Here is a 20,745-nt window from a genome sequence, read left to right on the forward strand (position 1 = left end):
GGCGTCAACGTGCTGTCGAGTTATGGAATTGGGAGCTATGAAAGGCTTGAATTAGAATTCGAAAATTAAGGCAAGAATGGGTTTTCACCTATTTTTGCCTAGTGAGTATCTTATTGTTGAAGCCACTTTAATAATACTGGGGGAAACGGCGTGGGATATTATGTTAATGTAGAACCAGGCGTAAATTTATATGTGGAGGATTTAAATCCTGGGGGCAGCAAGACCGTGGTTTTTTTGCATGGTTGGCCCTTAAGCCATAAACAGTTTGAATATCAGTTTAATGTTCTTCCCGCAATGGGTTACCGCTGTATAGGAATAGACTGGAGAGGTTTCGGCAATTCGGATAAACCATTTCACGGCTATACATTGGACCGGCTGGCAGACGATATTCGCTCCGTAGTCGACGCACTTCATCTAAGCAACTTTACGCTGGCGGGTCACTCCACGGGTGGAGCGATCGCCGTCCGTTATATGGCCCGGCATCAAGGTCATGGTGTATCTAAACTTGTCCTCATAGACGCTGCAGCTCCCGTAGGTTTTAAAAAAGATACCGCAAATCGATTGCTAAATGAAGCATTAAATGACCGCCCTCGGATGATGCGGGAAGTAACGGACACCTTTTTCTTTCAATATACAACAGGTCCATTCTCAGACTGGTTTTTTCAGTTGGGATTACAGGCAGCAGGTTGGTCAAACGCGGCAATAGTAGTTATGTTAAGGGATGAGAATGTATATTCTGACCTGCCCAAAATATCTGTCCCCACTTTCATTGTTCACGGCATTCACGACAAAGTGATTCCATTTGCGCAAGCTCAGGAGCTCAATCAAAAAATAAGAAATTCACAGCTTGTTCCGTTCCAATACAGCGGTCATGGCGCATTTTGGGAAGAACGCGATAAGTTTAACCGGCTGCTGAGGCAGTTTATTGGCTAGTCCTCCACAAGTGACGGTTATTCGACGCCTCACTGGGAAGCCGTTGCCTTGACGGTATTTGTCAATATAATGTCCAATAATCAACGCCGCCCTCTCTTCTCGTCGGAATCGGCGGCGAATCCTCATCGTTCTTCGTATACCCGTTGCTCTCCAGACTCTAACCCGTCCCTCCTGCACTCCAAGCACTTCAATCTTCCGCTGCTTGATAACCTCTTTTCGATCTAAATAGATGATTTCGACGATCCGACCGATGTATTTATCCACCATGTTCGCCTCAAAAAAACATTCATTCGCATCATAACCAAATATGAGTCTCTCATAACATAAAAAAACGCCTACCGACGTAATTTCTTAGAAGACAGACCGCATATAGCGGAAGTTTTTTTTGCGATACAAGGAAGCCGCGTCTCCGAAGCTTATACTTTCTTATCTCTAAAAAAAAGAACCCCGCTATTTACAGGGTTCAAACAATTCACTTTCCAGAAAATTATTCGACATATTCTTGGTTGCTATTTATCGTTTTAGAAACTGGATCATTTTCCCCCATGCATCCCGTTCTGCCGCAGCAATATCGGATGCATGCGCATGATGGCTTATAACGTTAGGCGGTAAATTCGGGATAAAGAAACTGTGATCTCCCTTCGAATAGCGCAAATGCTCGATCTCATACGGATAATTGCATCCCCTCAAAATTTCAACCGCCTCAATCGCCATTTCCGAAGTTGGTCCCAGCGCATCCAAATCTCCCGTAACGAGCAAAAGGTTGCACTGCATTTGAGTGACCGGAATCCGCGCCCCGGAGATGGCCTCCTTGTCCGCTAACGTACGGATGTACATATCGCGAAGCGTCGCCTTATCAAAGTCCATGCTGGACTTATATTCCGGCGGATACGATACATACTCCAGCGCTTTCCCGCGATAGGACCATGACGAAACCGTATCTTCCTCTCCAATGCGAATGCCCTGATATACATACAATGACGGCGCGAAAGCCACGACGGTTTTTACCTCATTCGGGAAGTAAGAGCCTAACAATAGCGCTAGCTCTGCACCTTTGGATATGCCTATGACCCCTACGCGGCCGGCATCCGTTTCTTTCCGCTCCCGCAGCCATAACGCCGCCCGCTCGAACGCTTCCAGCTCAATCTCTGCCAGACCGGAAGGTAGCCCGTACCGGCCCTCGTAGTCGAAGTAGGCAACCGCCAACGCGGCGAACCCGCGCGCAGCCAGAAGTGAAGCGATCTGTTCAGACCAGGCGAAGCCGCCCCCTGAGCCGCCAACCACGATAAGCGCCGGCAAGTTCGTTCCGTGCTCCGAAGTGAAATATTTCCCCACGAATCCGTCCGTTACCAGCTCCTCGTGGATTTCCCGGCTCTTGAAGGCAAGGGAGAGCGTCTGTTCCGCCAGCTTCGACTCGCCTTCGTACAACGCAAGCGTTACGGTATGAGGCTCGGTATTCAACTTGTGGAAATACGGCATCATTCCAGGCGGATTATTTTGAAGCCTCAACGACCGAAACAATCCCATCGCGTCCACACCCTCGTACGTCCCGGAGATCGGCGCCTGATTCGCGACCGCAATAAATCCCGACTCGTCTGCACGGTATTCGGCGTATGATTCCCATTCTCTTCCGAAGTCGTCCGACATGCGGGCATACATCGTATACCGGCGCCCTGCCTGCAATCCTCCAATACAAATGCGGACCGTTTCATCGGCAAGCTCGCTAACGCGCTCGATTTGTATCCATTGCTCCATAATCAAACTCCTCCTTGAAATATCGCTTCCTATTTAGAATAGGGAAACCTGCCCAGTCGAACAAACGGCTGCGGCAGGAGAGCGGTATCCTCCTGAAGAATGAATTCAGCCCATGCCAAAAGCTAATCAGGCGGAACGAAACACCGGCCGTCGGACCAGGCGGACCCGGTATTTTGCTATTCTCAAACACAGACCCTACCAGCACGTAAAGCCGGTAGGGTCTGTGTTTTGTTCTTCTGGAATGCCGGGAGCTCGCCGCAGGTGATTCGCAAGATTATGAAATGTTCTTTTCTTTGCGTATTTCCCTCTCTGTGATATTTATGCCACGCCGGAGAGATCCAGCGGAAAATGATCTCCTGTACGTTACTCTTCGGCAATTTTTGAGGTGCAGAGCTTTTTCAAACTCCAAAACTACAGAACTTATCTATCTGCACGTCTCCCAAAATCGCAAGCTAAAAATCACAGACGATTTTAATGGGCTATCAACAATTAAAGCCCTGCGGGTAACATGTGGGTATAACTTTTCCTCAACAACTCCTAATCCCTGTCAAATGTAAAACATATAATTGTCCACGGCGGACTGTTCTTGGTAGTTGACCAGATTATCCAGCGTCGTGGAATCCAGCACCTCGGCGATGCTGTCACGGATGCGCAGCCACAGATCCCGCTTGGCCGGGTCGTCTTCTTCCGTAAAATCCACCGGAGAAATCGGCCCCTCCAGCACCCGGATCACATCCCCTGCCGTAATGCTAGCCGGTTCGCGGGACAAAATGTAGCCGCCGTACGCGCCGCGGATGCTTTTGACGAGCCCTGCATTGCGGAGCGGGGCAATCAGCTGCTCCAAATAATGCTCCGAAAGCTGGTTTTTCTCGGCGATGCTTTTGAGGGACGTCGGGCCTTCGCCGTATTTGGCCGCCAGTTCCATCATAATGGTTAATCCGTACCTTCCTTTTGTCGATATCTTCAAAGGTGACACCTCTCTCAATTTATCTTATGTGGTCTTTCTTCAGTTTCCGTGTTATACGGGGGAAATCGGCCAAATCGATGGTTAAAAACCGGGTTACATTAAGTATTCTCTCTATTCCGATCAATCCCCTCTGCATATGGTAACATAATCACGGTCCATTTGGGTAATTTTCCGGGACGAATTTACGAAAATTGTTCTTCTGCGGTGGACAAACGAAACGTGTGAAGTTTGGCTTGTTGTGTTAAAATACGTCCATGGGCACAATTCAATACGAAAATGGTGATGACGATGTCAAAAGATAAACAAAACACCCGTATCGTTGTCGGCATGTCGGGGGGCGTCGATTCCTCCGTAACGGCGCTGCTGCTGAAGCAGCAGGGTTACGAAGTAATCGGCATCTTTATGAAAAACTGGGACGACACCGATGAGCTTGGCTATTGCACGGCCGAAGCGGACGCCGAGGATGTCCGCCGCGTCTGCGAGCAGCTCGATATTCCCTACTATACCGTCAATTTCGAAAAGGAATACTTTGATAAAGTATTTTCCTATTTTCTTGATGAATATAAGGCAGGAAGAACGCCGAATCCGGACGTCATGTGCAACCGTGAAATCAAGTTCGGGGAATTCCTGAACAAGGCGATGGACCTCGGAGCCGATTACGTCGCAACCGGACACTATGCCCGCGTCGTGGAGGAGGACGGCATGTTCCGGCTTCTTCGCGGGGTGGACGGCAACAAGGATCAAACGTATTTCCTGAACGCCCTTAACCAGGAACAGCTGTCAAAGGCCATGTTCCCGATCGGGCACCTGCCTAAGCCGGAAGTCCGCCGCCTCGCCGAAGAAGCCGGACTGTACACCGCCAAAAAGAAAGACAGCACCGGCGTGTGTTTTATCGGCGAACGGAATTTCAAAGAATTCCTTAGCCACTACCTTCCCGCTCAAGGCGGAGATATGGTGGACATTGTAACCGGGGAAGTGAAAGGCCGTCATGACGGTTTGATGTATTATACCCTTGGACAGCGCCAAGGTCTCGGGATCGGAGGCTCCGGCTCCGGCGAACCCTGGTTCGTGGCCGATAAGGATTTGGAGAAAAACATTCTGTATGTCGTGCAGGGAGACCATCCGAGCCTGTATTCCACAGGCCTGGTTGCTTCCGGGATCAACTGGATTGCGGGAGAGGAAGCCATGCCCAAGGACTCCTTCACCTGCACCGCGAAGTTCCGCTACCGTCAGCCCGATCAAGACGTTACCCTGACTCGCAGGGAGGACGGAACGATGCACGTGGCGTTTGCGAAGCCGCAAAAGGCCATCACGCCGGGACAAGCCGTCGTCTTCTATCAAGGCGAGGAATGCCTTGGCGGCGGAACGATCGAATACGCGGAAAAAGTGCCTTATTGATTCAAGGCTAAACGTCGGAACGCCAAAGAGCACGTTTCGTCAGGTAAATACCTGCCGGAACGTGCTCTTTTTTTGTGAATATAAGAAAATGAGAAATTCCATGTATTCTTCGCGTTTATGCTTGGCCGGTATATCGGACGCTCATGCTACAACGCAACCTCGATGCTGCGGCCCTTTTCCACGCTGGCCTTCACATCAATGAGACGCTGATTCCGGCTTCCTCTGAACGGAAGCGCGACATCCCTTTCGGCCAAGACGAACCGGCCGTCGACAATCACGTCGCACAGAAGCGCCAGCTCCCGCAGCTTCGGCTGCCTCATTATGGCTTCGAATGTAAACCCGGTGTAAGCCCACACGTTTTTTCCGGGACAGCGGACCCTGAATTCCTTGACCAATGAAACGCACTCCTCCGCGGAAAAGAAAGGATCGCCCCCGCACAGCGTAATGCCGTCCAGAAGGGGGTTGTCCGCGGTTTCTCGCAGGATTTCCTGCTTCCTGGTCTCCGTAAAAGGCTCTCCCGCTTCGAAATCCCATGAGGCCGGATTGAAACATCCGGGACAGGCATGGCGGCAGCCGCTGATAAACAGCACGGCTCTCACGCCCGGACCTTCATTAATGCTTTCGGGTATGTATCCGCACAGGTTCACAGATGTTTCACCCGATCCCTAACTTCAGCCTGTTTGGCGGAATTAAAGCGCTCCGTGTAGTTCCCTGTCAGATAACCCGTCACTCTGCGCAGCCGCTGGAATGGTATGTTCTCTTCCTCTCCGCCGCACTGGGGACAGGCCGAGCCGATGATGCCTTCATAATGACAGGCCGGGCAGCGGTCCAACGGATGATTGACGGAAAAATAGCCGATGTCCTCTTTTAACGCATACTGGACAATGCTGAGGAAGGCCGGCGTATTTTGGCGCGCATTGCCGTCCAGCTCCACGTAAGAGATGGCTCCTGCATTGCAGAGCTTGTGGAACGGAGCTTCCCAACGTATTTTTTGAAAGGCCGCGACGGGATAATACACGGGAATGTGAAAAGAATTCGTATAATACTCGCGGTCCGTGATTTCCGGAATGACGCCGAACGTTTCGCGGTCCAGCTTCGTAAACTTCCCGGATAACCCTTCCGCCGGCGTAGCGAACAAAGTAATGTTCAGGTTGTACCCTTCGCTCGCTTCATCGCAATGGCGTCTCATCCGGGTGATGATCTCAAGCCCCAAACGCCGTGCCTGCTCATCCTCCCCGTGATGCACGCCCATGAGCGCTTTCAGGCACTCGGCCAAACCGATAAATCCAAGCGCAAGCGTACCGTGTTTGATCAGATCCCGGACCCGGTCTTCGGGCGACAATTCGTTCCCGCCTTCCCATACCCCTTCGCGCATCATGAAATCTGAGGCCTTGGCCGGCTGGGACGCTTGGATTTCATAACGATGGATCAAACCTTCTACCGCGATGTTCATGTAATGGTCCAGCTTTCGGAAAAATCCGTCCAAATCCGGCTCGGATCTCTGCCCGCAGGCAATTCCGTGTTCAATCCCGAAACGTACGAGGTTCAGCGTGTTAAACGACAGATTGCCTTTTCCGCTCAGGCGGTTTCTTCCGAAACGGTCCGAGATCGTTCGCGTCCGGCAGCCCATCGTCGCGATAATGGTGTCTGGGTCGTCCGGACGGTAGTATGGAAGGTTGAACGAGGCATCCACATTGACGAAGTTCGGATACATCCGCCGGCTGGAGCACTCCACCGCTTTTAGGAACAAATCGTAGTTCGGGTCCCCCTCCTCCTGGTTCACTCCCTGCTTGCACTGGAAAATATGCTGCGGGAATATCGGGGTTTCGCCCCGGCCCAAACCTCTGATGGTGGCATCCAGCAGCGCATGGGAAACCATTCTTCCTTCCGTGGAAGTGCACATGCCGTAATTGAGCGAAGTGAACGGAATCTGCCCGCCCGCACGGCTGCTCATCGTATTCAGATTGTGGATGAGCGATTCCGCGGCCTGTTTGGTCTCGCCCACGGTTTCGTCATAAGCGAAAGTATAGGTCCGCGGGAACGATTCCTTCAGCTCCAGGTTATCCAGATTCAGTTCCTCGTCGGATAGGTCGCCGACCTGCCCGGATCCGCCTTCCCCAAGATAAGCCAGCCCTTTGCGGAAATGCTTCCGGAAGGACTTGCCGACGTAGGGAGCCAGGTCCCAGTCGATTTTGTTGCCGGATACCCCGCCGAACTGGCTGTTCTGCTGGGACTGGAATATGATCGCGACAAGCGCCATGGCGGTCATGATGCTCTGCGGCGGGCGAACCGAACCGTTGCCCGTATTAAAGCCTCTCGCGAGCAGCCGGCCAAAGGGGATGAAAATGCAATTGGTCGTCCCGAGCGCATACTGGTCCAAATCATGTACGTAAACGTATCCGTCCCTTATGGACTCGTTCAGCTCTTTCGGAAGCATAAAGCTGCTTGCCATCCATTTGGCGTACTCCGAGCCGATTCGGCTCATTTTCCCGCTGAACGAATCTCCGTTCAGATTCGCATTCTCACGCAGCAGGTCCAGGTTCCGGGCTCCGATCACATCGCTGCTGATCTTGTACAGCTCCCCGCGCTTCACGCGCTCCAGATCGCGGGATTCCCGGTACTGCCTGTATGCCGAGGCCACCCGCCCGTAACCGGTTTGGTCCAGATAACGAATGACGAGATCCTGTATCTCCTCAACGGACACCTTTTCCATATCCGCCGCTTTCCCTTCAATCATCGCCCCGATCCGGCCCGAAGCCTCCTGGTTTGGCGATCCTTCCACCGCTTGAAACGCCTTGTTCACCGCATTTATGATCCGGTTCGCGTTAAACTCTACCCGGCAACCGTCTCTCTTTACTACGATCATGTTTTTTCCTCCGATAACCGCCTGTCCGGCGTTTAGCATACTCACTACATACGACCAAGCGCTGCCTACCTTTCTTGCATTAAAAAAGCATGCATCCGCTGGTTTTAACGGATAACATGCTTCATAAAGGTATATCCCCTGTAAAACCGGACACATACCATTTTTTGAAACGCTCCCCTATCGACCGTAGGCTTGCAAGTAGTCGTCATAATGGCAGGTATCTGGCTTCAGCTGAATCGATTGGCCATGACAAGGAGCGCGAATGCTCCTTCCTCATAACAGCTGTCACAGTGGCGGGACCGCGCCGGATTTACGCCGGCTTCCCTGTTTGGCGGGACTTGCTCCGCATCCCATTATGCACTATATGTAGTTGTTATATCAAAAAGATATAACAATATATAGATATTCACTGTAACAAAAATCACAGGCGGTTAATTTGCTTCTTTTGGCATCGGCGTCGGAGTCGGCTTCGCATAGCCTGTTTTATACTTCTCATCAATCGTTTGACGAATTTCGGTCAAACTTTTGCCTTCGCTTTTCATTTTGGCGGATTCCACCGCGATATCCAGGCATACCCCGCAGCGGGTGCCGTGATCGTCCCATTCGATGCTTCCATCCTCCCGAACCTCGTTGATGAAGCAGTTCAGGTTGCTTTTATGCCCGGCGCTTTCCCCGCAGCCGCAGTAGCATGGAATCCAGGGCAGCACATCGCTTACCTGGGCAGCCAGGGCATATACCGTGCGTATTTCCTTGGTTTGTCCGTCTAAAAACGTAGGCAACACGTCTGCCGAAGCCGTGACCTCCCGCAGATCCCCATTGGCAAGCTGTTTCTGCGAGTCATGCACATGGGCCGCTCCCGCGCCGGTTCCCCCGGCAGGGGGCTCTTCCGCCTTTTCGGCTCCGCAGCCGCCGAGCAGCAGACCGGCGGACAATAATAATACGGCAAACCTTCCTTTTCCCATCATCCGTTACCTCCCCATTAATGTTCCTTTTTTTTCGCTCGCGGAAATTGCTATTTCATCAGCTCCGACATATAAAATCCTGCCCATGCGCCTGCAAAACCAAGCGCTAGCGTTATCATTATATATAAAAAAAGCATGAAGGTACCGCTTATTCCCGGCTAAAGCGATCGACTCGTAACCGAATGTCGAAAAGGTCGTGAAAGCCCCGCAAAAGCCGATGCCCAAGATCTCGTAAACCGATGCCGGAAGCTGGCTCTGCTGAGATGACAGCCAGCCGAGCAGGAAGGAGCCTGACGCATTCACCAGCAGGGTCGCCCAAGGAAAATGCCCGCTCTTCTTGCCAAGCCACCACCCGATAGCATAGCGGGACATGGCCCCCCATCACGCCGCCGAGACCGATCCACGTGATCATGATGCTTCACCTTCCTGCTCCGAAGCCCGGCGGCGGCCCAGCCACACCCCAACGCAGGACATCAGCAGGCCGCCGGCCACGCTGAGCAGCACGTAAAGCACGGCTGTGCCGGTCTGACCGCTGTCGATCAATTTTAAGGTACCCACGGTAAACGTCGACATCGTTGTAAAGGAACCCGTAAATCCGGTTCCGACGAGGAGCCGCGCTTCCGCGGAAAGCTTAAGCAAACCTGCCCCGCCGGTCAAGAACCAGGCTAAAAACAAACATCCCAAAAGATTGATGATCAATATGCCCACAGGCAGCCCGCTTTCCGGATAAGGTATGACGGCGTCCAGGCCATACCGGCTTATCGTACCGGCAAACCCTCCCGCGCCTACGTATAATAGATTCTTTCCCATCGCCTCACCCGCTCCTACTCTTCCCTGCGGAGACGCTGGTTATGGGCGATTTTCGCTTCGTTTCCCTGCTCCGTTGCCTGATAGAATGAACGGCGCGACAGCTCTTTCGGCAAATAATCCTGCTTGACGTAATGCCCGGGGAAATCGTGAGGATACTTGTATCCCGCGTGTCCCAGCTTCACGGCTCCCTGATAATGCGTATCGCGCAGATGAAGCGGTACTTCAGCCGACTTGATATCGTCCATGGCCGACATAGCCCGGGATATCGCCGTATAGACCGCATTCGATTTCGGGCTTTCCACTGCAAATAGTATGGCTTGCGCAATGTTCAGCTTTGCTTCGGGCCAGCCGTTGTTCCGGTATGCCTCCAAAGCGCTGACGGCCTGTACCATCGCTTGTGGGTTCGCGAGGCCGATATCTTCGCTGCTTGCGGCGATCAGACGCCGGATGAACACCATCGGATCCATGCCGAGCTTCTCCACCGCATACAAAAACCAGAATAACGCCGCGTCGCTGGAGCCCCGTATGCTTTTGTGAAAGGCGGACAACACATCGTACTGCGTGGATTCATCCGCGCGTACCGTAGGCCGCCGGATCGATTCCTCAGCTACCTCCAGCGTGATATGAACGGTTCCGTCACTCTCCGGAGGCGTCGTCATGGCGGCAAGCTCCAGGGCATTCAAAGCCCGGCGGATATCGCCGTTCGCCATGGTGGCGATATGGTCCAACGCCTCCTCTTCCACCTGCAGCTGCATGAATCCGAGACCCTTCTCCTCATCGAGCAGCGCCCTTTTCATGGCTGTCATGGAATGCTCTTTCGTCAGCGGCTGCAGCTGGAATAAGGTTGAACGGCTCATAAGAGCCCCGTTCACGTAATGGAAGGGATTTTCGGTAGTTGCCCCGATAAAAATGATCGTCCCCTTCTCCACCGCCGGCAGCAGCGCATCCTGGCGGGAGCTGTTGAACCGGTGAACCTCGTCCAGAAACAGAATCGTTTTGGTCCCGTACAGGGATTTGTTGCTCTTCGCCTGTTCGATGACTTCGCGGACATCCTTAACCGACGCATCCACCGCATTCAATCTGACAAAGGCTCCTTGCGTTTGTTTGGATATGATGTGGGCCAACGTCGTTTTTTCCGCAGCCGGGCGGACCATATAACAAAATGGAGGATACCTGGTCTCCTTCAATGGCCCGGCGGAGCAGCTTCCCTGGACCTACGATATGCTCTTGTCCGATATATTCGTCCAGGCTCTGGGGGCGCATCCGGTCTGCCAACAGCCGGGAATCGCGTTCCTCTTCTTGGCCAAAAGAAAATAAATCCATCGTTACACTTCCTTGCATCGTCGTCAAAGATATAATCCTTTTTGCAGCTTCTATCATATCACATTCCGCCGCTCACTTCGCATCTGCCGGACTGTAATGCGGAACGCGAACGTTGAAAGATACGCCTCCCTTCCCAAAAAGCAATGGCTTTCTAGCGAAAAAAATACAAGCCAAGTTTTGAGGAAAATTTTTAAAATTTCTTATATTTTGAAAAAAAATTGTCGAAACGAGCACAACTTTATGACCTTTTAAAGTGTTGATAATGAAAAGGAGCAAACAAAAAAACACATCTTAAAGTCCGGATGTTTCACAAGGAGGAAAAATAAATTACATGAATAGACGGTTAGTGATTGTATTCGTCCTTGTTGCAATGGTCCTTTTGATCGGGATAACGGTATATCGCTTCGTTCAAAATCTTAACCAATCGCATCGGCAGATCGGCTGGGATAAACAAATGGAGCCGGTGGCATATGCCACGGCTCCTTTGCAAAAACTGCCTTCGTCATCTTTTTCCAAATCATCTTGATGTCGAGTACAATAATGATCAATTATTGGTTTGCCCCTTCCGGCCACCCCTGTACGGCAACCTCCTGCTGATAGGTAACGGCATAGGAAGGCAGCGCTCCGTCATACAGCAGCCATAACTCGTGAAGAGCCCGGGTACAGCCGACATACATCAGCTTGGCGTCCCAATTTTTTTCCGCGTAATGGTTTCGGTCCGCATCGGCAACGATGACCGCATCAAATTCGAGGCCCTTCGACAGGTACACCGGCAGTATGGACAAACCTCCCTGATACGTCTGCTTGCTGCCGTCGATCAGATGGAGATCCGGCCATTCCGCGGAGAGCGACGCATGAAGTTCGGCAGCTTCCCGTAGCGTCCGCGTCAATATGGATAACGTCCGGTAGTTTCCGTTGGACTGAAGATGGCGAAGGGCCCGGCGCAGATCCCGTTCCCGCTTCGCGGGGACTTCGTATGGGATCAGGCGAACCGCATCCCCGCTGCGGAATACCGGAACGGCCAGAAGATCGCTGCCAACACCCTTTTCCAATATGCCGTTGGCAAATTCGATAATCTCCATCGTGGAACGATAGCTTCGCGTGAGCGCGAAATAGGCACGATTTTCCTCCTCAAAAAGCGAGCTCATCTCTTCCCAGGCATGAACCCCCCGATAGGCATGAATGCCTTGAGACAAGTCGCCCAATATCGTAAATGAATGTCCCCTGACAAACCGGTCCAGCAGCGCCACCTGGAACGGGGAAAAGTCCTGCGCCTCGTCGATCACGATATGATCGAACTTTTCCTCGCCCGTAATTTCATTCAGCAAGCAATAAAAATAAAGGATCGGGGTTAGATCCTCTTCCCGGATCATGCCTTTTTTCAAATCCTTGCGAGTAGAAAGCAGCACCGCTTTCGGTATTTCCGCCGTGAGCTCATCCGGCCAAATCCCGCTTCCCTTCACGGCTCCGAACAGCTGTTTATACAGCGTCACCGGCTCGAACTTCGGCCATTTGCCCGCATAGGATTTTTCCCGCTGTGCCGCTTTTTTTCTTTCTGTCCTTTAACGCGGCCTGGGACGGCGACTTTTTTCAGCTCCATTTCGACCCACCGGTGCAGCCTAGCCAGAACCCGCTCCTTCCGCTTCGCCAAAGGATAAGGCTTGTATTCCTGGTTGAACCATTCGGCTATCGTTTCCCTGGACAGAACCGCACCATCCCAAGGAGAAAAGTCCCCTTCCGGCAGTGCGGATTGCTCCAGCAGCCCGACGCACCGCGTGATCACGTTCATCAATCTTAGGGAACCCTTGTACCGCCCGCTGACATCATCATGAATATCCGGCGTTCCCCGGCCCGGCTCGTTCTCGAACCAGTAAGCCAAGGTTTCCGCCGCATCGTTCTGCGTCAGGCTGATGTCCAATTTCTTCGCCGCCCAGTCGGCAAACGTCCTCTGCTGAATGTCCCCCACGCCGAGCTCAGGCAGCACATCGGAGATATAGTCCAAAAACATGTGGTTCGGGGCAAAAATGATCATTTTCTCCGCCGATACCTGTTCCTTGTATTGATACAGCAAAAAAGCCAGCCGGTGCAGCGCCACGGTCGTTTTACCGCTTCCTGCCACCCCCTGGATGATCAAAGCCGTATTTTTGGCGGCACGGATGATTTTGTCCTGCTCCGCCTGGATCGTCGATACGATATCCCTCAGCCGGTTGTCCTTATTCTCGCCAAGCCGGTAGACGAGAAATTCGTCCGATACGGCGGGGCCGCCGCTATCCCGGTTGTACGTATCCGATACCCGCTCCAAGATCCGCTTTCGGATCACCACGTTCCTTTTTAAATAAACCAGGCCTTCGACCAGCCCCTCGGGAGCCTCATAGGAAGCGGGATCTGCACCGCCTGTGAAAGAGTAGAACAAGCTGGCTATCGGAGCACGCCAATCGATCACCATCGGATGCTCTCCGGCTTCCTCGCGGTCGAAACCCACCTTGCCGATATACAGCGGCGTCCGGTCCGCTTTCCCGTTTTCCTGGAAATCGAGTCTTCCAAAGTAAGGCTCGGGCTGGCCTTTGATCAATGCCTGGCGCCTTTCCTCTCTTCCTGCCTCCAGCACTTGCTCCGTGAAATCATGCCCCGTGTATACCGGTATGCTTCGAAGCCGCTCCAGCTGCCGGTCGATTTCGGCAATCGTTTCGTTTAACCGTTGTTCTTCTTCTTGATAGGCACTTTGAAAAGAATCCATCAATTTCAGTTACCTCCTAAGAATTATTTTTCTGCCTCGCCGCCGTCATATATAGAGCATCCGAGAAACAAAAAGGATATCCATTGTAGCACACGCTTCCAAAAACTACAAATATAATAAACTGGAATTTATATACAGCACAAAAAGACGCAGCCCCGGCTACTATCCGGTTTTGCGTCTTGAAAGATTTGAACTTTTACGGAAGGTGTTTTTAACCAAGCTCTAGTTTTTCAAACGTTTTGACATCCGGGTCCTTCCGATGTCCTCACGTGTAATCCATTCCGGGCCCTTGTCCCGGTTTTATGAGGAGAGGCCCGCCTTTTCAAGCAGTTCGCGCACGGCAACCGACACCATGATCAGTCCGGCCACCGGCGGAACAAAAGCGTTGCTTGCCGGCGGCTGCTTTGCCTTGCGGATATCCGGCGCGTTCCCCGGCACGATTTTATCCGTTACATCCTGACGCGGCTTCATCGGCTCTTCGGTGGAAAACACAACCTTCACGCCCTTTTTGATGCCTTCCTTCCGCAGCTTCGTTCGGATAACCCTTGCGATCGGATCCATGGTCGTTTTCGATATGTCCGCCACCTGAAACTTCGTCGGATCCATTTTGTTGGCGGCTCCCATGCTCGAAATCATCGGAATCCCGCGCTTTAAGCATTCCTTGATCAAATGGATCTTGTACATGATGGTATCCGAAGCATCAAGTACATAATCCAGTTCATACTTGAACAGCTCTTCATACGTCTCTTCCGTGTAAAACATATTAAGCGCAATCGCTTCGCATTCCGGGTTGATGAGCTTCACGCGCTCCACCATCAAATCCGCCTTTTTCTGGCCGACGGTCGTCGTCAAGGCATGGATTTGGCGGTTGATGTTCGTGATATCCACCACGTCTTTGTCGATCAGGATAATCCGGCCGACGCCGGTACGCGCGAGCGCCTCGACCGCGATGGAGCCGACTCCGCCGATGCCGAGCACCGCTACCGTGCTGTTCTTCATCACCTCGAGGCCCTCGGGCCCGATGGCCAGTTCCGTGCGGGAAAACTGATGCAGCATTTGGAAAAATGCCTCCTTTCGAAGAGAGAAACGGCTTTCCATGTCTCAAGATATGGTTCGCCGTTTCTTTGGAAAATGTTATGTCTTAAATATCTTCTAAAAGTTACTTCTTCTCGTCGGCAGGTTTTTTCGCCAGCTTGATATGCAATTGCTCCAGCTGATCGCCGTCCACCTCGCTGGCGCATCCATCATTAGGTCGGTTGCGCTTGCCGTTTTCGGGAAGGCAATCGTCTCTCTCAGATTGGTACGGCCGGACAGCAGCATCACCAGACGGTCAAAGCCGAAGGCCATTCCGCCATGCGGTGGCGTGCCGTATTCGAATGCATCCAGCAGGTAGCCGAAATTGTTATAGGCTTCTTCCGGAGACAGGCCGAGCGCCGCAAACATTTTTTCCTGAATTTCGCGTTTATAGATACGCATGGAGCCTCCGCCGACTTCATAACCGTTCAGTACAAGGTCATAAGCTTGAGCGCGTACGGCAAGCGGATCGGTGTCCAGCAGCTCCACATCTTCGTCCTTCGGACGGGTGAACGGATGGTGCTCCGCCACATAACGTTTGGCTTCCTCGTCATAGCTCAGCAGCGGGAAGTCAATCACCCACGCGAATTTGTACTCCTTGTCATCGATCAAGCCAAGCTGGCGTCCGATTTTAAGGCGAAGCGCACCAAGCACGTCAGCGACAACCTTTTTGTTGTCCGCGGAGAACAGCAGCAGGTCGCCTTCTTCGGCTCCGGTGCGTTCCTTGATCGCTTCGATTTCCTGCTCGGTGAAAAATTTGACGATAGGTCCTTTGAACTCGCCTTCCTTCACCTGAATCCATGCCAGGCCTTTTGCGCCGTAACGCGCCGCGTAAGGTCCCAGGTCATCGATTTCCTTACGGGTCCAGGTACCGCAGCCCTTAGCGTTCAAGCATTTCACCTCGCCGCCCTTTTCAATGACGGAAGCAAACACTTTAACGCCGCTGTTGGCCACGATGTCGTTCATCTCGATCAGTTCCAGACCGAAGCGAAGGTCCGGCTTGTCCGAGCCGTATTTGCCCATGGCATCCGCATAACTGATACGCTGGAACGGCGTTGCCAGCTCGACGCCGATCGTTTCCTTGAAGAGCCGCACCATCAACTGCTCCATCATGGACAACAGATCGTCCCGGTCCATAAAGGAAGTCTCGATGTCGACTTGCGTAAATTCCGGCTGGCGGTCGGCGCGAAGGTCTTCGTCGCGGAAGCAGCGCGCAATTTGGTAGTAACGCTCCAGACCGCTGACCATCAGCAGCTGCTTGTAAATTTGCGGAGACTGCGGCAGAGCGAAGAATTCGCCCGGATGGACGCGGCTCGGCACCAGATAATCGCGGGCTCCCTCCGGCGAGCTTTTCGTCAAGATCGGGGTTTCCACATCCACGAAGCCTTCCCCGTCAAGGAAGTCACGGAAGATTTTGGACGCTTTGGAGCGGAGCATCAGCGTCTTCTGCATTTCCGGACGGCGAAGGTCCAGATAGCGGTATTTCAAGCGCAGCTGCTCATCCACCTCTACCCCGTCCTCGATGAAGAATGGAGGCGTCTTTGCTCCGTTCAGCACTTCGATCTCGGTTACGCGGACCTCGATGTCGCCGGTCGGCAGGTTAGGGTTGACCGTTTCCGGGGCGCGCTGCACCACTTGGCCGGATACCGCGATGACATATTCGCTCCGGACTTTGTCCGCAACAGCCAGCGCCTCGCCGGAAAAATCCGGGTTGAATACGACCTGCATGATGCCGCTCCGGTCGCGCAGATCAATAAAAAGCACGCCTCCCAGGTCGCGGCGGGTCTGCACCCATCCGTTCAGCGTTACGGTGTCTCCAATGTTGGCGGTCGTGAGTTGACCGCAATGATGCGTCCTTTTCATGGTTTCATCATACCCCTTTGTTATTATTAGTCTCTATTCAGCCGATCCGGCCTATAAACCCAATTCCTTCGCCAAGTCATCCAGTCTTACCGTGCGCTGCTCGCCGGTTTCCATCGATTTCAAGGCGATTTCTCCGCGAGCCAGCTCATCGTCTCCGAGAATCGCCGTATAGCGTGCCTGAAGGCGATCCGCCGATTTCATCTGGGCTTTCATTTTGCGGCCAAGGTAGTCCCGCTCCGCGGAGAAACCTTCGGAACGCAGCTTGAAGAGGATTTTCGTGATTTCCCGATCGGCTGCCTCGCCCAAGCCCACCAGATAGACATCCAGCGGTTTCACGGCGTTCAGTTCGATGTTTTGGTGCTCCAGAATAAGCATGATCCGCTCCATCCCGATACCGAAACCGATGCCCGGCTGATCCGGCCCGCCAATCTCGCCCACGAGGCCGTTAAAACGGCCCCCGCCGCCAACGGTATCGATTGCTCCGATGCCCTGGGCCTTAAATTCAAAGGCAGTGTGCGTGTAATAGTCCAAACCTCTGACAAGGCGCGGATTTACTTCGTATTCAACTTCCATGGCATCCAGGTACGCCTTGACCTTCTCAAAATGGGTGCTGCACTCTTCATCCAAGCTGTCCAGGATGGAAGGCGCTCCGCCAAACTTGTCCTGGTCTTTTTTGCAGTCCAGCACGCGCAGCGGGTTCCGCTCCATGCGGGATTGGCAGTCCGAACACAGGCTGTCTTTCATCGGCATAAGGAAAGCAAGCAGACGGTCGCGGTAAGCCGCCCGTACGGCAGGGGTTCCCACCGAATTGATTTCCACCTTGACGCCGGATAGCCCCAGCTCCTTGGTAAACAAATAGCCGAGCGTAATCACTTCCGCGTCAATGGACGGATCCGCGGTTCCGAACACCTCTACGCCGAACTGGTGGAACTGGCGGTAACGCCCGGCCTGCGGCCGTTCATACCGAAACATCGGACCCATGTAATAGAGCTTCGTGATGTCGGGCTCCCCGTACAATTTATTTTGCACATAAGCCCGAACGACCCCGGCCGTCCCTTCCGGACGCAGCGTCATGCTGCGCTCTCCTTTGTCGATGAACGTATACATTTCTTTTTCGACGATGTCCGTCGTTTCCCCGACGCCGCGCTCGAACAGTTCGGTCTGCTCAAACATCGGGGTGCGAATTTCGCGATAATTAAAGCGACGGCACAAATCCCTGGCTTTATCCTCCACAAACTGCCATTTCTCCACGGTTCCCGGCAGAAAATCCTGCGTGCCTGTCGGTTTTTCAAATCTCAGATTGGCCATGGTTCATCCCTCCATCCGTGTCACCGCCACTTGCTTAGCGGTCTAAATCTTGTTTTGGCATATTAAAATGCAAAAAATCTCCCGCTCCTGTCGTCGAAAACCAACAACAGGGACGAGAGATTGTCATAAACGAAATCACCCGTGGTGCCACCCACATTCCGGATAATCAAGCCGTAATGCATGCCACTCAGGGCAAAGGCTTGATCATTCCGCTTTCAACCGGTTACGCCCGGCCGCGCAGTACGGCTACTGGAACTTTTGCCCGACTAATCCGGGAACGTTCGCCGTCTGTTCTCGGGGAGGTCATTCTTCCATTCATCAAGGGAATCCTTACAGCCAAGGGATTCTTCTCTGAGCATGTGGGGATGGAATACTTGGTCCCGTCATCAAATCCGTATTTGAGGTTGTTCAAATCTTGAACTCGTACCGGGTATAAAGTACCCAAAACGTTATATTTTTAGATTGTAATGAACCGCCGCACTAAAGTCAAGAAAATTTCAATAAAATTCCCCTTGGAAAAGAAAAAAACCTACAAACCGATGTTGTAGGTCCAAAACATTATATAAAAAAGGGGGTCATGCTGTTATTATAAACAGCCAATATTAAAGAAACATGAAACAAACATTACAGTTATATTACGAGTTTGAAAACGGTTTTTTAACGCCCGTCACTCCTGCAGGCAGTAAAGGCTTCGTCATCCTTTTTTTTGAAAGCCCGAAGCTGCTCCTTTAATCAAACCGCTCGACAAAAGCATTGCTGGCGCGAAGTTTGCGGACGATTTCCTCATAGTCGGCATCGCTGACCTTCGCGGTCAGCACGTACCTGAGCTCATTCAAATCCACGTCCGACAAATCCGTGGCGTCAACCCAATCATCCGGATCTTGCAGCACCGGCTCATCCTCCGTCCGCTCCCCGTCCGTTACGGCGCGGGTTCCGACGATAGCCGCAGGCGCACCTGCCCCCCCAACCGTTCCTGACGACGGAACGGCCGAGCCCGTGCCGGAGCCGTGCCAAGGAATTAGCGGAACCAAAATATTTACGCCTCTGTTTACGGGTTCCTGCAGGGGGCTTACCTCCAGATGCTCCGTTTTGTAAGTCAATAGCGTGGTTCTTGCACCTTCGGCTTCATCCTCTGTCCTGAAATAAGCTTGAAGCTGTTTAGACATGTCCATTCCTCCTTGTTTTCAAAGCTATTTTGAAAAGCAGGCAATACATGGATAAGCTTAAACCCGGTGCGACACACGTCACAGCGCCTTTAGAAGCTCGCGGACAAACGCCGGCTCGTCCTTTGGCGTGCGGGAGGTGATGAAGTTCCGGTCAACAATGACCTCTTCGTCCCTAAACGCAGCTCCGGCGTTGACCATATCATCCTGAAGCGGAGGATAAGCCGTAATGGTCCGCCCCTTCAGAAGATCGGCGCTTGCCAAAATTTGAGGGCCGTGGCAAATGGCCGCGATCGGCTTGCCCGATGCATCGGCTTCCGTGACGAATTTCAAAATATGAGGATCCAGACGAAGATTTTCCGGAGACGATCCGCCTGGTATAATCACCGCATCGTAATCCCGGGCACTTACATCGGCAATGGCCTTTTCGATGGTATATGAGGCTTTGCCCTGCTTGCCCTTGACTTCCCTGCCTTTTTCAAGGCCGATGATATCCGCCTGGTGTCCGGCTTTTTTTCACTTCATCGTATGGAACTTGCATTTCGGAGTCTTCGAATTGGTCTGCCAGAAGAAAAGCAACTTTGCTCATGAGGTTATAAGTCTCCTTTCTCTATATTCCTTGAAATCTTATTACCCTTTTGTGCTTTTTTTATAACACTTTCTCCGTCCTGAGGCCATTTGATTGAAATTTTATGGCATCTTTACAAAAAAAGAAAAAACGCCTTTCGGCGTCTTTGCATAACGATGCGGTTGCAGTTTCCAGTTATTATTTTCGTGGCAAGTCGTTCCGGTCTTTGTCATCCCTTCCCGCTTTCCAGAATGGGTCGTACGGCTGGGAGACAGCCCTGTTCAGGCTGGCCGTTTCGTTCATGCTGCCGGAAGCAAGCAGGGATAGAGCGTACCAATAGGCGGATTGGGGCGATTGTCGCATAGCCGGCAGACTCCTTTGCATAGTAGTAGGACGGATAAGTCCCTGTAACCTAAGCATGCCCACTACACCGCATTTTATGCTTTTTCCCTTGGCCCAAAGAACGCTTGACTCGTCAGTTCCGGCTGTCGATGATGATGGTTACGGGTCCCCAATTCGTCAACGATACGTCCATTTCCGCACCGAACACGCCGGTTTCCACCTGCAAGCCCTTGGCAGCCAGTTCCCGGTTGAAGGATTCATAAAGCTTCTCCGCCGCCTCCGGCCTGGCTGCAGCCATAAAGTTGGGACGCTTTCCCTTGCGGCAGTCCGCGTATAACGTGAATTGGGATACCGACAAAATGGCGCCTCCGATATCAAGCACGCTGCAATTCATTTTTTCGGACTCGTCTTCGAATATGCGTAACCCGGCCACCTTCTCGGCCAGATATTTGGCATCTTTCTCCTCATCCTCATGGGTGACGCCGACGAGAACCGTCAAGCCCTTCTCGATCCGGCCTGTGACCTCGCTTCCCACCGTTACTTTTGCTTCCTTGCAGCGCTGTACGACTACTCTCATCGAATGAAACACTCCTTATGCAAGCAGAAGCCGTTCGTCCGTCCTTCTTTATGGACGATAGCCTTTCTGCGAGAAATCTATTCTAAGAAATAAATGAAT

Annotated in this window: 15 protein-coding genes, 4 pseudogenes and 1 riboswitch; of the genes and pseudogenes, 3 read left to right on the forward strand and 16 right to left on the reverse strand. The window is 52.5% G+C overall.

Translation table 11 applies throughout. The features are described 5' to 3' along the window. Window positions 1-150: 150 nt before the first annotated feature. Window positions 151-933, forward strand: coding sequence for an alpha/beta fold hydrolase (locus tag XI25_RS22995; RefSeq protein ID WP_046680383.1), 783 nt, complete (start codon window positions 151-153; stop codon window positions 931-933). 513 nt (window positions 934-1,446) lie between these two features. Here XI25_RS22995 and XI25_RS31565 read toward each other — a convergent pair. After that, window positions 1,447-2,688 carry an acyl-CoA thioesterase/BAAT N-terminal domain-containing protein gene (locus XI25_RS31565; protein ID WP_052759717.1) on the reverse strand — a complete coding sequence of 414 codons (1,242 nt, stop codon included), beginning with the start codon at window positions 2,686-2,688 and terminating at the stop codon, window positions 1,447-1,449. Between the two features lie 547 nt (window positions 2,689-3,235). Next, window positions 3,236-3,655 carry a cysteine metabolism transcriptional regulator CymR gene (gene cymR, locus XI25_RS23005; RefSeq protein ID WP_046680384.1) on the reverse strand — a complete coding sequence of 140 codons (420 nt, stop codon included), beginning with the start codon at window positions 3,653-3,655 and terminating at the stop codon, window positions 3,236-3,238. 282 nt (window positions 3,656-3,937) lie between these two features. Between cymR and mnmA the strand changes: the two genes are divergently transcribed. Beyond that, window positions 3,938-5,053, forward strand: coding sequence for a tRNA 2-thiouridine(34) synthase MnmA (gene mnmA, locus XI25_RS23010; RefSeq protein ID WP_046680385.1), 1,116 nt, complete (start codon window positions 3,938-3,940; stop codon window positions 5,051-5,053). 146 nt (window positions 5,054-5,199) lie between these two features. On the opposite strand, the gene nrdG is transcribed toward mnmA, so the two are convergent. The 6 genes and pseudogenes from nrdG to XI25_RS23040 all read right to left on the reverse strand — a co-directional run bounded on the left by nrdG (window position 5,200) and on the right by XI25_RS23040 (window position 11,014). Beyond that, window positions 5,200-5,700 carry an anaerobic ribonucleoside-triphosphate reductase activating protein gene (gene nrdG, locus XI25_RS23015; RefSeq protein ID WP_046680386.1) on the reverse strand — a complete coding sequence of 167 codons (501 nt, stop codon included), beginning with the start codon at window positions 5,698-5,700 and terminating at the stop codon, window positions 5,200-5,202. Then, a complete protein-coding gene (locus tag XI25_RS23020) occupies window positions 5,697-7,919 on the reverse strand; it encodes an anaerobic ribonucleoside triphosphate reductase (protein WP_082112473.1) in 2,223 nt (740 codons plus the stop codon). Before XI25_RS23020 ends, nrdG begins: the two co-directional genes overlap by 4 nt. Window positions 7,920-8,114: 195 nt before the next feature. Beyond that, window positions 8,115-8,289, reverse strand: a riboswitch (cobalamin riboswitch). A 61-nt stretch (window positions 8,290-8,350) separates the two neighbouring features. Then, window positions 8,351-8,884 carry a PCYCGC motif-containing (lipo)protein gene (locus XI25_RS23025; protein WP_046680387.1) on the reverse strand — a complete coding sequence of 178 codons (534 nt, stop codon included), beginning with the start codon at window positions 8,882-8,884 and terminating at the stop codon, window positions 8,351-8,353. Window positions 8,885-8,887: 3 nt separating this feature from the next. Then, entirely contained in the window at window positions 8,888-9,253 is a 366-nt protein-coding gene (locus tag XI25_RS31570) for a FluC/FEX family fluoride channel (protein WP_052759718.1), read from the reverse strand. 36 nt (window positions 9,254-9,289) lie between these two features. Further along, on the reverse strand, window positions 9,290-9,691 hold the full coding sequence (gene crcB / locus XI25_RS23035) for a fluoride efflux transporter CrcB (protein WP_046680388.1): 402 nt from the start codon (window positions 9,689-9,691) through the stop codon (window positions 9,290-9,292). A 14-nt stretch (window positions 9,692-9,705) separates the two neighbouring features. Beyond that, window positions 9,706-11,014, reverse strand: a pseudogene (locus tag XI25_RS23040) (replication-associated recombination protein A). 331 nt (window positions 11,015-11,345) lie between these two features. Here XI25_RS23040 and XI25_RS23045 point away from each other — a divergent pair. Continuing rightward, window positions 11,346-11,540, forward strand: a complete 195-nt coding sequence (locus XI25_RS23045) for a hypothetical protein (protein WP_152669198.1) — start codon at window positions 11,346-11,348, stop codon at window positions 11,538-11,540. Between the two features lie 22 nt (window positions 11,541-11,562). Here the strand turns inward: XI25_RS23045 and XI25_RS36475 are convergent. From XI25_RS36475 to dtd, 8 genes and pseudogenes are all read right to left on the reverse strand, one after another. Further along, a pseudogene (locus XI25_RS36475) lies at window positions 11,563-13,754 on the reverse strand (HelD family protein). A gap of 297 nt (window positions 13,755-14,051) precedes the next feature. Next, complete coding sequence (locus tag XI25_RS23055; RefSeq protein ID WP_046680390.1) at window positions 14,052-14,807, reverse strand: tRNA threonylcarbamoyladenosine dehydratase; 756 nt, start codon at window positions 14,805-14,807, stop codon at window positions 14,052-14,054. A gap of 103 nt (window positions 14,808-14,910) precedes the next feature. Beyond that, window positions 14,911-16,688 (reverse strand): annotated as a pseudogene (aspS, locus tag XI25_RS23060) (aspartate--tRNA ligase). A gap of 51 nt (window positions 16,689-16,739) precedes the next feature. Further along, a complete protein-coding gene (gene hisS, locus XI25_RS23065) occupies window positions 16,740-17,987 on the reverse strand; it encodes a histidine--tRNA ligase (RefSeq protein ID WP_046680464.1) in 1,248 nt (415 codons plus the stop codon). Window positions 17,988-18,724: 737 nt separating this feature from the next. Further along, a complete protein-coding gene (locus XI25_RS23070; RefSeq protein WP_046680391.1) occupies window positions 18,725-19,162 on the reverse strand; it encodes a hypothetical protein in 438 nt (145 codons plus the stop codon). A gap of 78 nt (window positions 19,163-19,240) precedes the next feature. After that, window positions 19,241-19,748: pseudogene (locus XI25_RS23075) on the reverse strand (type 1 glutamine amidotransferase domain-containing protein). A 177-nt stretch (window positions 19,749-19,925) separates the two neighbouring features. After that, a complete protein-coding gene (locus tag XI25_RS33500) occupies window positions 19,926-20,090 on the reverse strand; it encodes a hypothetical protein (RefSeq protein ID WP_160308950.1) in 165 nt (54 codons plus the stop codon). A gap of 112 nt (window positions 20,091-20,202) precedes the next feature. Next, on the reverse strand, window positions 20,203-20,646 hold the full coding sequence (gene dtd, locus XI25_RS23080) for a D-aminoacyl-tRNA deacylase (RefSeq protein ID WP_046680392.1): 444 nt from the start codon (window positions 20,644-20,646) through the stop codon (window positions 20,203-20,205). Window positions 20,647-20,745: the final 99 nt, after the last annotated feature.

This window comes from Paenibacillus sp. DMB20 (genome assembly GCF_000987955.1).
In the GTDB taxonomy this organism is placed as follows: domain Bacteria; phylum Bacillota; class Bacilli; order Paenibacillales; family Paenibacillaceae; genus Paenibacillus_AQ.